The organism is Pseudomonas sp. NBRC 111127, assembly GCF_001320345.1.
Lineage (GTDB): Bacteria > Pseudomonadota > Gammaproteobacteria > Pseudomonadales > Pseudomonadaceae > Aquipseudomonas > Aquipseudomonas juntendi.
This window is the reverse complement of sequence record NZ_BCBD01000017.1, coordinates 37814-51444: the sequence shown is the minus strand read 5'-3', so window position 1 is coordinate 51444 and position 13631 is coordinate 37814. Positions and strand designations below refer to the sequence as shown.

Sequence of the window (13631 nt, the reverse complement as noted above, 5' to 3'; positions counted from 1 at the left end):
AGCGACTCCAGGCAGTGAAGGCCTTTCTGCTCGATCAGGCTTTGCACACGGGCATGGCTGGCTTGTACCTGGTGTGGGTCAAGGCCCGGCGCGAGTTCGATACCCAGCATCCGCAGGCCGCCAAGCGCGCTGGCGATGGCAGCCTGGCAGTTACCCTGCAAGGTCTCCAGGCGTGCCTGCAACTGGCACACCCTGGCCCGCTCCAGCGTCGAGCCGGCACGCTGGCGGCATTCAGCCAGGCGGGCCTGGGCGGCGACCGTGCGCGACAGTTGCAAGTCGCACTCCGTTGCCATGCTGGCAATGGCAAAGCCAAGCGTGGCGCGGCTTTCCAGCGTACTGCAGGCTTCGAGCAGCTGTTGTGCCGTGTGCAGGTAGCCGGCGGCCTGCTCATAGGCGCGGCTGTCACGCGCCCGCTGTGCCGCCTCGTACGTAAGCTGCAGGAAGGTTGCGCAGTCATTTGCGGCAAACCCGCACGGGCTGGCGCGTTGCAGCTGATGGGCAATCTCGAACAGCAGCGCCTGCAAGCGGTCTGGCCAAGCCCCGAGCATGGCCACGGCAATGCGCGCATGCAGCGCTTCGCGCTCGTGCCCTGGCGTGAGTTGATACGCCGCTTCCTGCACGCGGTCATGTACGAAGCCCAGGCCGCTCTGGCTCGACAGCAGGAAGCCCGCGGCAATCAGGGCCTGTACCGCAGTGCCTGGCGCCCGCCCCAGCACCCGCTGCAATACGCCATTGTCGCAGCGGCTGCCTGCGGCGCTGGCGATGCGCAGTACGTCGCGCTGTGGCGCGGGAAGGCGCGCCAGGCGGTGGATCATCAGCTCGGCGACATTGTCGGCGTAACGGTGACGGGCCACGGCCTGTGGGCACCACGACCAACGCATGGCCTGGGTATCGAAGAAGAACAACTGGTCTTCGACCATGGCGCGCAGGATCTGGTGGATGAAGAACGGGTTGCCTGCGGTCTTCTCATGTACCTGTGCAGCCAGTGCCAGGGCGGCTTCGGCATCCACGTGGTAGCGCTCGGCGATCAACTCTGCCACCGCGCCAACGGCCAGCGGTCGCAGGTTCAGGGTGGTGCTGCGCAGTGAGTGGGGGACACTGACCGGGCCTTGGGTAGTGCCGGTGTCGCTGCGTTGGGCAAAGATCAGCAGCAGGTTGCCGGGCGCGTTTGCCAGCAGTTGCGCCAGGAGCTGGCGCGAGGCGTCATCGACCCACTGGATGTCGTCGATGAACAGCACCAGTGGCAGGCCGGGGCGGCTGAATACTGCAAGGAATTCGACCACGGCCCGCAGCTCCTTCTGCAGCGCCATGGGGGTAAGTTTGCCTGGCAGTGGCGGCAACGCGCCGAGCACTAGCTGCAGGTCTGGCGCCAGCTTGCCCAGCAGCCGGCCGTGGCCTTGGATGCGGCGCAGGATGTCGTGGCGCAGGGCGTCGAGTTCGTGGCTGTCCTTGGCCAGCAACTGGGTGGTCAGGGCGCCGAGGATTTCCACCCAAGGCGCGTAGGGCGCAGCCTGCGACACGCTGTTGCACTTGCCGATCGCCCAGTACCCTTGAGCATTGGCCTTGAGTGCAGCGGCCACCAGGCTCGACTTGCCCATGCCTGCGGCGCCTTGAATATGCAGCACTTGCGGCGTGCTGTCGCGGCGCAACCCCTTGAGCAGCAGCGCAATGGCCTGCTGTTCGGCATCGCGGCCATACAGGCGGCTGCCATGGGCGGCGACCGGGTCGGCGCAACCTGGTTCAAAGGCCGCCATGTGTTTGCTGGCAGCCCATTGCCGCTGGCAGTAGCCCAGGTCGACGGCCAGGGCGTGTGCGCTCTGGTAGCGTGCGTCCGGTTCCTTGGCCAGGGCCTTGGCCAGCACGCTGCTCAGCGGCTGCGGCACGCGGTTGTCGACTTCGCAGGCGGTCTTGGGTTGTACCCCGGCATGCAGCTGACGCCAGTGCTGGGTATCGCGCCCGGTCAGCGGCAATTCACCGAGCAGTAGCTGGTACAGGATCGCCCCCAGGGCATAGATGTCACTGCGCAGGTCGTTGTTGCTGCCGTGCGGGCAGACTTGCTCGGGCGCCAGGTAGGTCCAGTTGCCGAGCGGCATGCCTTGCTCGCCGAGCGGATGCGCAGGTGTTGCACGGAACCCGCCCAGCCGCACCTGCAAGTTGTCCTGCACATGCACATGGGCTGGCTGCAGGGCGCCGTGCAGTACATTGCTTTGGTGGGCCTGGGCCAAGGCAGTGGCGGCGTTCAGCGCAATCTCCAGGAACGGCTCCAGCGCCAGCCGGCCTTCGCTGAGCAGGTCGGCGATGGAGTGACCGGCCGGGTACACCAGCAGTGGGCCTTCGGGGGAACGCACGAACGCGCACGGCACCACTGCCCACTGTGGGTCCAGTTTCAGCCGGTAGTCGCGCTCCAGGCGCTGACAGGCGGCGGGCGCTTCGAGCGGTGCGCGCATGGCGAGCCAGGCTTGCCCGCTGGTGGGGTCGCACAGGCGGAAGCAACTGAGCTCGCCATCCTGGCCCAACGCTGTGATGTCGCAGTTGTTGAGCCAGCTTTCGTCGACTGTCTGGTCGTAATCGATGGGCCTGTGAGCAAGGCGTTCATCGCGCATGAAACACCCCCCTGCTGGCGACATCCCGAGACGTGAGTATACGCAGCCAGCCCAAGGGGAATGCAGGTTGCAGCCCGCTTGGCAGGAACGGGCACGCTGTTGTCTGTTATCGTCCCCTGGCCTTTTCCGGGCGCTTGTATAGTGCCTTGAACACCCTATCCCTCGGGATAGTTGTTCCACCGCATCCGCTGGCCTAGGCTGTTCGTGGCTGCGCGAATGCCCGTGCCCGTGCGAGGAAGCCATGATCCGAATAGGCAATGCCCTGGTGTCCCTGGAGCGCCGCGAAGTGTTGCGCGACGGTAAGCCCATGCTGCTGGGCGGGCGCGCGTTCGAGGTGCTGGCCACACTGATCAGGGCCAAGGGCCGGGTGGTCGACAAGGAAGAATTGTTCAGCCAGGTGTGGGCCGGCACCGTGGTCGAGGACAACAACCTGCAGGTCCAGGTGTCGTTGCTGCGCAAGGCATTTGGCGACCGTGGGCTGATTCAGACCGTACCTCGGCGTGGCTACCGGTTGGCGGCCGAGATCAGCTTTGCGGCCCCAGGCCGGGCATTGGGGGCTTTGCCGTTGTGCGCAGGCGCCGACACCCTGGAGCCATCCGGCGAAAGTGCGGATGTGCCAGTGCTGGTGGTTGATGACGACCCATCGGTACGCACGGCGCTCGGCCGGCTGCTGCGCTCGCAGGGCATACCCCATCATCTGTTCGCCAGTGCCGAGGCGCTGTTCGAAGCCCGGCTGGAAACCCCTTACGCCTGCCTGTTGCTCGACATGCACCTGCCCGATATCACCGGCTTGCAAGTGCAGGAAACGCTGCGCCAGCTGGCGCTGCCCTGGCCGATCGTGTTCATGACCGGCTTTGGCACCATTGCGATGACCGTGCAGGCGATGCGCGCAGGTGCCGTGGAGTTCCTCACCAAGCCTTTTGACGAGGAGCAGTTGCTGGCCCTGCTGGGGACGCTGCGGGTGCGTGCCGTGGCCGAAGGGCGCAAGTGGCGCCATGCCCGGCTCGTGGCGGAAAAGTACCAGCGCCTGACCCCGCGTGAGCGCCAGGTGTTCTCGCTGGTGGTCGACGGCCTGTCGCACAAGCAGATCGCCAGGCAGATCGGCACCAGTGAGGTGACCACCAAGGTGCACAAGAAGAGCATCATGAACAAGATGCAGTCGCGCTCATTGGTGGAGTTGGTGGCCATGCACAACGTGCTCGGCACACAGCAGGAGGGCATGGGCGGCGCATGAGCAGATGGGTATGCATCGTCGATGACGATGCTTCGGTGCGCAAGAGCCTGGCCAACCTGCTGCGTTCAGCCGGGTTCGAGACCCTAACCTTCGCTGGCGGTGCCCCGTTCCTGGCGTCTGAACGGGCAGGGCAGGCCGGTTGCGTGCTGCTCGATCTGAAGATGCCCGGCATGAGCGGGCTGCACGTGCAGCGTGAGCTGGCGCTTCGGCAATGGCCGATAGTGGTGATCTGCATGTCGGCGCATTGGGATGATGCCGCCATGCAGGCGGCGAGGCGGCTGGGGGCGCTGGAGTGCCTGGGCAAGCCGTTTTCTGAAGAGGTATTGCTGGCGGTGGTTGAACGGGCATTGGCTGGCCGCCAGTAAACCAAGGGGTGGTGCAGGCCCTTGCCTGCAAGGCCACTGCGCAACCTAACTGCTCCCCGGCCGATACTGCAGGGCCTCGGCCAGATGCGCCCGGCCAATGGCCTCGCACCCCTCCAGGTCCGCCAGAGTTCGCGCCACCTTCAACAACCGGTGTGCCGCGCGCAGCGATAGCGTCAGCCGCTCGCAGGCATTTTCAAGCCAGACCTGGTCGGCGGCTTTCAAGGCACAATGCCGGCGTAAACCTTCGAGATCGAGGAAGGCATTCGCGCAGGCCTGACGCCCGTGTTGCAGCGCTCGGGCCTGTGCCACCTTCACAGCCACAGCGGCACTGGTTTCACCGCTAGGCTGGTTGTTCAGCGTGGTGCTTTCGCGGGCCACGGTCAGGTGCAGGTCGATGCGGTCCAGCAGTGGCCCGGACAGTTTGTTGCGGTAGCGGGCGATCTGCTCGGTGCTGCAGCGGCAACGGCCGGTCGGGTCGCCGAGGTAGCCGCACGGGCAGGGGTTCATGGCCGCCACCAACTGAAAGCGCGCGGGAAAGCGTACCTTGTCGCGGGCCCGGGCAATCACGATTTCACCGGACTCCAATGGCTCGCGTAACACCTCAAGCACGCGGCGCTCGAATTCCGGCAGCTCGTCAAGGAACAGCACACCGTGGTGGGCGAGGGTGATTTCGCCAGGTTGCGGCCGGCTGCTGCCCCCCACCAGTGCCGGGCCAGAGGCGGAGTGGTGCGGGTGGCGAAAGGGGCGCTGCGGCCAGCTGCTCAGCGGTGCATGGCCGCTGACCGACTGGATCGCCGCCACTTCCAGCGCCTCGTGCTCGTCCAGCGGCGGCAGCAGCCCGGGCAGCCGGCTGGCGAGCAAGGTCTTGCCGGTGCCGGGCGGGCCGGTGAACAACAGGTTGTGCGCCCCGGCGGCTGCCAGCAGCAAGGCGCGCTTGGCTGCCAGTTGCCCTTGCACCTCGCTCAGGTCCGGGTAAGGCCGTTGCTGCAGGATCAAACCGTTGGCCGCATAGGGCGCCAGGGGCACCTGGCCGTTGAGGTGGGCAACCAGCTCCAGCAAGTGCCCCACGGCATACACCGCCAGGCCGCTGGCCAGGCTGGCCTCCTCGGCGTTTTCCCGTGGCACCACCAGCGCCCGGCCTGCTTCGCGGGCCGCCAGTGCCGCCGGCAATACCCCCTGCACCGGGCGCAACGTGCCAGACAGTGCCAGTTCGCCCAGGCATTCAAGCTCGGTAAGGGCCGCGGTTGGCAGTTGGCCGTCGGCGGCGAGGATGCCCAAGGCAATGGCCAGGTCGTAGCGCCCGCCATCCTTGGGCAGGTCGGCGGGGGCCAGGTTCTGGGTGATGCGCCGTTGTGGGTAGTTCAACCCGGAATTGACGATGGCGCTGCGTACCCGGTCTTTGCTTTCCTTGACGGTGGTTTCCGGTAGGCCGACCAGGGTGAGGTGCGGCAAGCCATTGGTCAGGTGCGTTTCGACGCTGACCGCCGGTGCCTGTACGCCCACCTGGGCGCGGCTATGGACGAGGGCTAGGGACATGGACGCTCCGTTGTCGCGGGTGAAGGCCGCTTCCTGCGGTAGCGCACAGGATAGCCAGCGCTCCTACTGCCGGCGCAAGAAGTGTGCGTCGTGGTTTTTCCGGGCAGGGATTTATCGCGGATTTTTACACCTCTGAGCAAAAGGTGGATCCAATATTCTTTGCGCAGGGGCCGGGTATGGCTTAGTGTTGTTGGGCAACTGCAGTTGCCATGGAATGGCACTGTCCCTTCTTCCAAATGGACTTGAGGAATTGCTCCGTGCAAACGCTCACCCACACTCACCAGGTAATCCGCGAACTGGTGCAGGCCCGCGCATTCGTTGAACTTACCCGTTTTTTCGACCGCCTCGAGGCGCAGTGGTATCAGGCGCCGCCCGGCGAGTTTCCGGCCTACCTGGCGGCCCTGGAAGGCCACATGTTCGCCGACCTCGACAACCAGGGCGACAAAGCCCCGAGCCAGGTGCTCAAAGCCTGGGTCGATGCCTGCCCCAAGGCTTACCACCCGCACGTGGTAATGGGCATGCACTGCTTCCACCGCGCTTGCCGGGTACAGGCTGATGGCCAACCCAACGCTGCGCGTGTGCTGGCCGTAGGGCAGATATGCGAAACCGCGACTGCGCACCTGCTGCAGGCCCTGGAGCGTTCGGCGCAACCGCTGGCAGCGGCCATCGGCATGCTGCGCGTCAGTGCGCAGTTGCGCGAGCCTGGCTGGTTGGCCGAGTTGTTCAACGGGCGGCCTGCGCGCTATCGGCCCAGTGCCCATGCCGACGTGGAGGTGCAGGAAGCCGCCGCGCCGCTGTTGGTCAGGCATGGGGTGCAACCGCTGGCGGAACTGCCAAGCAGCTTGCCCGCGTGCCTGGCCAAGCGGACCTACCAGGACACCCAGGACCCGCGTTACTACTGGCTCCGCCACGCCCTGGACCTGCGCCCCGGTTGCTTCGAAGCCATCCAGGCCCTGGCTATCTACCTGTTGCCGCGGTCGGGCGCCGGTGCCGATGCGCTTGAACTGTTGGCCAGCGGCCCGTTGTGCGCCAGTTGGGACGAGCGCCTGCGTAACGCCTTGCGCTGGATGGCCGTCGAAGAACAGCTACTGTTGCCGGCTGCCGACCAGTTGCAGGCCGTGGCCACCTGGCAGCAGTTGTTCGACGCCTGGGCACAGCGCCCGCTGAGGCCAAGGGAGCGCGCAGTACTGCTGGCCTGGCGGGGGGCGTTGCGCTGTACTGCATTGCACGATCAGGCCGGCGCGATTGGCGACTTTGCCGCAAGCCTGGCATGCAATGCCGATCACGGAGCCATCGGGGCCATGGGCGAGCCGTTCCGTTGCCTGGCCGAGCTGATACTGCGCGACGGCCTGGCGGATCAGCAGCAGTTGCTGCGCCGCGCCCTCGAGCGCCTGTGCGACGGGCGCTGCCATGCGGGCGCCTGTGCCTTGCGCGCCGCAGGGCACTGCTTTGGTCTGTGGGGGCTGCCACGCTCGGCCGAGCAGGCCCGGGCATGGTCGCAGCGGGCGGTGAAACGCCAGCTGGCAGGCCATGCGCCGGGGTTCACGGTGCTTGCGGCGGCGCGCCTGCTGTTGGCTGCCAACCGCCATGAAGCGGCCGTCTACCTGTATGAGCGTTGTGCCGAACTGAACCTGCCGGGGGCAGCCCTTGGCTTGTATGACTTGTACTGTGGTGGCCAGGCGAATACCCCGCAGGAGTACATTAATCGCCAGGCCGCTGAACATTGGCTACGGCGCGCAGTGGCAGCGGGCAGCCGCCGGGCCAAATACAAGCTGGCGTGCCTGCGCATGAAGGATGGCGAGGACCTCAGCGAGCGCAGCGCCATGCTGGCCGTCAGGCACCTGCTGGTCGACGCGCTGGGCGATGCTCAAACCAATGCCCGCGCGCGTTTGCATCTGGGCATCCTGTTGCGCCAGTTCGGCAACTCTCGGGAGCGGGCCGAGGCTGTGGCCTACCTGTTGAGCCTGGTCGAGCACCCTGATCTGGGAATTGCCGCACGCGCCAGTGCCGAGCTGGGGCTGGCCTGGATGCAGGGGCGCGGCACCCGCAAGCAAAGCCGCTTTGCCGCCATCGAATGGGCCAACCGTGCGGCCAGCTTGCAGCCGGCAGACGCCACCATCGCGCGTATCCAGGCCCAGATACTCAACTCGCACAACCGGCTGAAAACAGTGTTCACCCAATGTGGTGCAGCGCTGTTGCGCGGCACCCTGCATGCCAGTGAGCTACCGCCCAGGCCGCCTGAGCTGAACGCCCTGCAGGTTTCCGCCTGACGTGTGGCAGCAGCAGGTCTGGTTCAGTCCTGCTGGGCAGTAGGGGCCAGCCGCGCTTCCAGCTCTGCTACCTGTTGCTCCAGGGCCTCAAGGCGTGCACGGGTGCGCGCCAGCACGACCATCTGGCTGTCGAATTCGTCACGGCTGACCAGGTCCAGTTTGCTGAACGCCCCTTGCATCAGCACTTTGAACTGACTTTCCAGTTCGGCGCGAGGCTGTGCGGTATCGCTGCTGAACAGACGCGAGGCTTGGTCGCTCAGGGCATCGAGAAGGGCTTTGGGCGCGAGCATGGGGCTTTCCATTGAAACTGAGAAATGGCCAGCAGTGTAGCACGCACGCACATGGGCCTTTCTTTCACAGACGCTCGCGCGGTACTGCACGTTTTTCGAGCAGCAGCCCCCGCCCTAGCGCACCGAAACTGTGCATGATCTGCATGCTGGCGACTGGCCAATCCTGACTAAATCACATAACTCGCTGTTTTTCGTGGCTTTGGCGGAACTGGCAAGGTTTCTGCAAAGACCAGTTCGAGCCATGCACTGATGCAGTTCCTTGTGACCAGGCAGTGCGCACGCGGAGCCGGATGCCGACGACGCGTTACAAAGCCAACCGCTGCGCTTAGACTTGAGACGGGTTTGTTTTCCTGGGGCAAGTCCACCAAATCGGGAGAGAGTTTCATGAAGCTAGTCACAGCCATCATCAAGCCGTTCAAGCTGGACGACGTGCGCGAGTCACTGTCGGAAATCGGCGTGCAGGGTATCACCGTCACCGAAGTCAAAGGTTTCGGTCGCCAGAAGGGCCACACCGAGCTGTACCGCGGTGCTGAGTATGTGGTCGATTTCCTGCCCAAGGTGAAGATCGATGTCGCCATCGATGACAAGGACCTTGATCGGGTAATCGAAGCCATCACCAAGGCAGCCAACACCGGCAAGATCGGTGACGGCAAGATTTTCGTGGTGAATCTGGAGCAGGCGATCCGTATCCGTACCGGCGAAACCGATACCGACGCGATCTAAGCAACAACAAAGCCTCACCAAACCCAAAGCCCCAGGAGAAAACAACATGACTCTGCGTAAGATCGCAGGGCTAGGAGCCCTATTGTCCCTCGTAACCCCCGGGCTCGCCCTGGCAGAGGAAGCTGCCCCAGCGCTGAACTCCGGCGACACCGCCTGGATGCTGACCGCGACGGCGCTGGTGCTGTTCATGACCATTCCGGGCCTGGCCCTGTTCTATGGCGGCATGGTGCGTTCCAAGAACGTGCTGTCGGTGATGATGCAGTGCTTTGCAATCACCGGCCTGATGAGCATTCTCTGGGTCGTCTACGGCTATAGCATGGCCTTCGATACCGCCGGTATGGAAAAAGGCGTACTCAATTTCAATTCGTTCGTTGGCGGCTTCTCCAAGGCCTTCCTCAGCGGTGTCACGCCCGAGAGCCTGACTTCGGCCACTGCGCTGTTCCCTGAAGCGGTGTTCATCACCTTCCAGATGACCTTCGCCATCATCACCCCGGCGCTGATCGTCGGTGCCTTCGCCGAGCGCATGAAGTTCTCCGCGATGCTGGTGTTCATGGGTATCTGGTTCACCCTGGTATACGCGCCAATCGCGCACATGGTGTGGAGCGGTGACGGTGCACTGATGTGGGACTGGGGCGTACTGGACTTCGCTGGCGGCACCGTGGTGCACATCAACGCAGGTATCGCCGGCCTGGTCTGCTGCCTGGTACTGGGCAAGCGCAAAGGCTACCCGACCACCCCGATGGCGCCCCACAATCTGGGCTACACCCTGATGGGCGCGGCCATGCTGTGGATCGGCTGGTTCGGCTTCAACGCAGGTTCTGCTGCAGCGGCCAACGGCACCGCCGGCATGGCCATGCTGGTGACCCAGATCGCCACCGCCGCTGCCGCACTGGGCTGGATGTTCGCCGAGTGGATCGGCCACGGCAAGCCGAGCGCCCTGGGCATCGCTTCGGGTGTGGTTGCCGGCCTGGTCGCCATCACCCCGGCCGCGGGTACCGTGGGCCCCATGGGTGCCCTGGTAATCGGCCTGGCTTCGGGTGTGATCTGCTACTTCTGCGCCACCACCCTCAAGCGCAAGCTGGGCTATGACGACTCGCTGGACGCCTTCGGTGTTCACGGTGTGGGCGGCATCATCGGCGCCATCCTCACCGGCGTGTTCGCAGCCCCGGCACTGGGCGGCTTCGGTACTGTCACCGACATCGGCATGCAGGTCTGGGTACAGGCCAAAGGCGTGATCTTTACCGTGGTCTACACCGCCATCGTCACCTACGTGATTCTCAAGGTGCTGGACCTGGTGATGGGCCTTCGGGTCAACGAAGAAGAAGAGTCGGTCGGTCTCGACCTGGCTCAGCACAACGAGCGCGGCTACAACCTGTAACTGCGACGCGGTAAAAACTTGCCCGGCTTGCCGGGCATTTTTTTGCCAGATTTTTAACATTTCCCGCTCGGCAAACGGTTTATCCGGCACGTTCGCGACGTAGGCAAAAAACTTACAAGTCGTAGGGCATTTATGGTGCTTTGCTTTTTCTACCGGCGCGCTAGAATGCGCGCCGAAGGGTGTTTGGCAAGCAGTCCGCGCACTTCAATCAGCCTTTGCTAGGCTTGCCAATAGCGAGTGGCCAGCAGGGGCTAATGGATTTGTCAGGTTCTGCCAGGAGCAGGGCCTGCTGGGTACCGCCTCCCATCAGGAGCGCCGGCCCCAAGGGCAGTGGCCTAACCCACGGCCAGTTGAATTTTCACCGGTAGCTGCCGGTCTACGGCTGCACTGGTCTATAACTAACCTGCTTTTCGCAAGTCATGAGGTAGAACATGAGCGACGACGATCTGGAAAATGATGACCTCGAAGTAGGTGACGAAGACGAGGGCGATGAAGGCCTCGAAGCGGCGGCTGATGACGGCGTCGAAGACGCTGGCGATGACGACAGCAGCCCGGCACCCGCTGCCAAGGGCAAATCCAAGGCGGCAGTCTCGGTAGACGAGATGCCGAGCATGGAAGCCAAGCAGAAAGAGCGTGATGCACTGGCCAAGGCGATGGAAGAATTTCTGTCGCGCGGTGGCAAGGTGCAGGAAGTCGAGGCCAACGTGGTCGCCGACCCGCCCAAGAAGCCGGACAACAAGTACGGCAGCCGCCCTATCTAAGTGGCTGATCGTCAAGAAGCCCGCCGTCGCTGCGGGCTTTTTTGTGCCTGTGCCGGCCGCTTCGCGGGCAAGCCCGCTCCCACAGGTTCACCACAGGTCTTGGGACCTGCACGGTCCCTGTAGGAGCGGGCGTGCCCGCGAATGGGCCGCAAAGCGGCCCCTGTCAGCGCCAGCGTGCGAGCACGTCGGGCAACTGCGACAGGCGCTGAATCTCGGCATCCGGCGCCTGCTCACCCGCCCAGGCCTTGCCCTGCGGGTTGAACCAAACCGCACGCAACCCGGCGCGCTGGGCACCGGCAATGTCGTCAGCCGGGTGATCACCAATGTGCACCGCCGCACCGGCGTCCACCTCACCACGCCGCAAGGCCTCCAAAAACGGCGCCGGGTCCGGCTTGCCAATGCCCAGGTCCTCGGCACACAGGGCAAAGCGGAAGTAATCCGCCAGCCCCAGCCGGCTGACGTCGGCATTGCCATTGGTGACAACGCCCAGGGTGTACTGATGCCGCAGGATCTCCAGCACTGGCTGCACCTCGGGGAAGATCTGCACCTGGTGGCGAGCATGCAGGAACACCTCGAAGCCTTCATTGGCCAGGTCCTGTGCGTGTTTCTCGCTGTAGCCGACCTCTTCGAGGGCATGGAACAGTACCCGCCGGCGCAGGGCACTGATGCGGTGCTTCAGGCCGGGCTCGGCCTGCACCAGGCGTTCGCGGATGGCGAACAGGTGTTCCACCGGCACCCCGCCCAGGAGGGGGGCGTTGGCTTCGAGCCAGTCGCGCAGCACGACTTCCGCACTGGCAATCACTGGCGCGGTGTCCCACAGGGTGTCGTCGAGGTCGAAGGTGATCAGCTTGATGCTCATGAGTCTGTGCCTTTGCTGCGTTTGGCCCGGGGGTGGGCGCTGTCGTACACCGCCGCCAGGTGCTGGAAGTCCAGATGGGTATAGATTTGCGTGGTGCTGATGTCGGCATGGCCGAGCATCTCTTGCACTGCGCGCAGGTCCTGGGACGATTCCAGCACATGGCTGGCGAAGGAATGGCGGAGCATGTGCGGGTGCAGGTGTTGGCCCAGTTCACGTTCACCCACGGCCTTGACCCGCTGCTGTACGGTACGGGGGCTGATGCGGTTGCCCTGGCGGGTGATGAACACGGCGCGGTCGCGCGGGTTGCCGATGCCGCGCAGGCGGTACCATTCCTTCAGCGCTTCGCGGGCCTTGGGGCCGACCGGTAGCACCCGCGCCTTGCCGCCTTTGCCCAGTACCTGCACCAGGCCGGCGGCAAGGTCCAGGTGATCCAGGTCGAGGTTGGTCAGCTCAGACAGGCGCAGGCCCGAGGAATAGAACAGCTCCAGCATGGCCTGGTCACGGCGGGCAATGAAGTCGTCGTCCACGCCGCCATCGAGTAGCTGCAGCGCACGGTCGGTGTCCAGCACCTTGGGTAGCTTGCGCTCGCCCTTGGGGGCGCTCAAGCCGGCGGCAGGGTCGTGCTGGCACAGGCCTTCGCGGTTCAGGTAACGGTACAGGCCGCGTACAGCGGACAGCAGCCGCGCCAGGCTGCGCGAGGCCTGACCATGGTGATGCAGGCGGGCGACCAGCTGACGCAACTGCTGAATCTGCAGCGCTTGCCAGTCGGCAATACCGTGCTCCTTGCAATAGGCAATGACCTTGTCCAGGTCGCGACGGTAGCCCAGCAAGGTGTGCTCCGACACCTGGCGCTCACTGCGCAGGTGTGCGCAATAAGCCTCCAGCTGGCGTTCCATCAGCGTACCGAACGCAGGGTCTGGGTCACCCGTGGCACGACACGGCCGAGCACTTCGGCGATGTAGCCGAGGAACAGCGTGCCGACGCTGCTCTTGTAGTGTTGCGGGTCTCGGCTACCGATTGCCAGCACCCCATGCAACCCCTGGTACTCCAGCGCGGCCACGGCGCTGGAGCCGACCTCGCGGCGCTGTTCCTCGCCGAACAGGAAGGCCAGTTCATGTTCGCGCAGGTTGCCGCTGACCGTCTTGCCACCGCCCAACAGGGCACCGATGGCCTGCTGGGCCTCGGCATTGCTGACCCAGCGCCCCACGGGGGCAACGTTGTCACCGAACAGGATCAGGCTGACAAAGGGCACCTGAAACTCCTGGCGCAGGCTGTCTTCGACGGCCATGACCACTTCTTCCAGGCTACCGGCATCAAGCAGGTCGAGGATCAGCCGGCGCGTCTTGTCGAACAGCCGGTCGTTGTCGCGGGCCACGTCCATCAGTTGTGACAGGCGGTGGCGCATCTCGATGTTGCGGTCGCGCAGCAGCTTGAGCTGGCGCTCGACCAGCGACACGCTGTCGCCGCGCTGGTGCGGAATACGCTGTTCGATCAGCAACTCGTCGTGCTCGCTGAAGAAGGTAGGGTGGGCGCGAAGGTAGGCGACCACCGCCTCGGCATCGAGCTCGGCGGACTGCTGGGGTACAACCTTGGGCTGATCGGTCATGGCGGT

The 13631-nt window shown here is 64.7% G+C and carries 12 protein-coding genes; 6 read left to right on the top strand and 6 right to left on the bottom strand.

Features of this window, described 5'->3' with window-relative positions; all coding sequences use genetic code 11:
* On the bottom strand, positions 1-2603 hold a 2603-nt coding region (locus tag APH30_RS05520), incomplete at its 3' end, for an AAA family ATPase (protein ID WP_156326369.1).
* Between the two features lie 241 nt (positions 2604-2844).
* Here APH30_RS05520 and APH30_RS05515 point away from each other — a divergent pair.
* Both APH30_RS05515 and APH30_RS05510 read left to right on the top strand, forming a co-directional pair.
* Positions 2845-3837 carry a response regulator gene (locus APH30_RS05515; protein WP_054911902.1) on the top strand — a complete coding sequence of 331 codons (993 nt, stop codon included), beginning with the start codon at positions 2845-2847 and terminating at the stop codon, positions 3835-3837.
* Positions 3834-4202: a response regulator transcription factor gene (locus APH30_RS05510; RefSeq protein ID WP_054911901.1), complete on the top strand. Its 369-nt coding sequence runs from the start codon at positions 3834-3836 to the stop codon at positions 4200-4202. The genes APH30_RS05515 and APH30_RS05510 overlap by 4 nt, the downstream gene beginning before the upstream one ends.
* A 45-nt stretch (positions 4203-4247) precedes the next feature.
* On the opposite strand, the gene APH30_RS05505 is transcribed toward APH30_RS05510, so the two are convergent.
* Positions 4248-5738 (bottom strand): YifB family Mg chelatase-like AAA ATPase, encoded by a 1491-nt coding sequence (locus tag APH30_RS05505; RefSeq protein ID WP_054911900.1) that lies wholly within the window; start codon positions 5736-5738, stop codon positions 4248-4250.
* Between the two features lie 257 nt (positions 5739-5995).
* On the opposite strand from APH30_RS05505, the gene APH30_RS05500 reads away from it, so the two are divergent.
* On the top strand, positions 5996-8008 hold the full coding sequence (locus APH30_RS05500) for a DUF4034 domain-containing protein (protein ID WP_054911899.1): 2013 nt from the start codon (positions 5996-5998) through the stop codon (positions 8006-8008).
* Between the two features lie 23 nt (positions 8009-8031).
* Here APH30_RS05500 and APH30_RS05495 read toward each other — a convergent pair whose 3' ends face one another.
* Complete coding sequence (locus APH30_RS05495; RefSeq protein WP_009681642.1) at positions 8032-8298, bottom strand: accessory factor UbiK family protein; 267 nt, start codon at positions 8296-8298, stop codon at positions 8032-8034.
* Between the two features lie 384 nt (positions 8299-8682).
* On the opposite strand from APH30_RS05495, the gene glnK reads away from it, so the two are divergent.
* The 3 genes from glnK (at position 8683) to sutA (ending at position 11160) form a co-directional block, all read left to right on the top strand.
* Entirely contained in the window at positions 8683-9021 is a 339-nt protein-coding gene (glnK, locus tag APH30_RS05490; RefSeq protein WP_002555808.1) for a P-II family nitrogen regulator, read from the top strand.
* 46 nt (positions 9022-9067) lie between these two features.
* Positions 9068-10399, top strand: a complete 1332-nt coding sequence (locus tag APH30_RS05485) for an ammonium transporter (RefSeq protein ID WP_029887805.1) — start codon at positions 9068-9070, stop codon at positions 10397-10399.
* Between the two features lie 431 nt (positions 10400-10830).
* Positions 10831-11160 (top strand): transcriptional regulator SutA, encoded by a 330-nt coding sequence (gene sutA, locus APH30_RS05480; protein ID WP_009681644.1) that lies wholly within the window; start codon positions 10831-10833, stop codon positions 11158-11160.
* Positions 11161-11323: 163 nt separating this feature from the next.
* Here the strand turns inward: sutA and APH30_RS05475 are convergent, their stop codons facing one another.
* From APH30_RS05475 to APH30_RS05465, 3 genes are read right to left on the bottom strand one after another with little or no spacing between them, the layout of a single operon-like run.
* Positions 11324-12019: an HAD family hydrolase gene (locus APH30_RS05475; protein WP_054911898.1), complete on the bottom strand. Its 696-nt coding sequence runs from the start codon at positions 12017-12019 to the stop codon at positions 11324-11326.
* Positions 12016-12915: a tyrosine recombinase XerC gene (gene xerC, locus APH30_RS05470; RefSeq protein ID WP_054911897.1), complete on the bottom strand. Its 900-nt coding sequence runs from the start codon at positions 12913-12915 to the stop codon at positions 12016-12018. The genes APH30_RS05475 and xerC overlap by 4 nt, the downstream gene beginning before the upstream one ends.
* Positions 12915-13625 carry a DUF484 family protein gene (locus APH30_RS05465; RefSeq protein WP_009681647.1) on the bottom strand — a complete coding sequence of 237 codons (711 nt, stop codon included), beginning with the start codon at positions 13623-13625 and terminating at the stop codon, positions 12915-12917. The genes xerC and APH30_RS05465 overlap by 1 nt, the downstream gene beginning before the upstream one ends.
* Positions 13626-13631 lie beyond the last annotated feature (6 nt).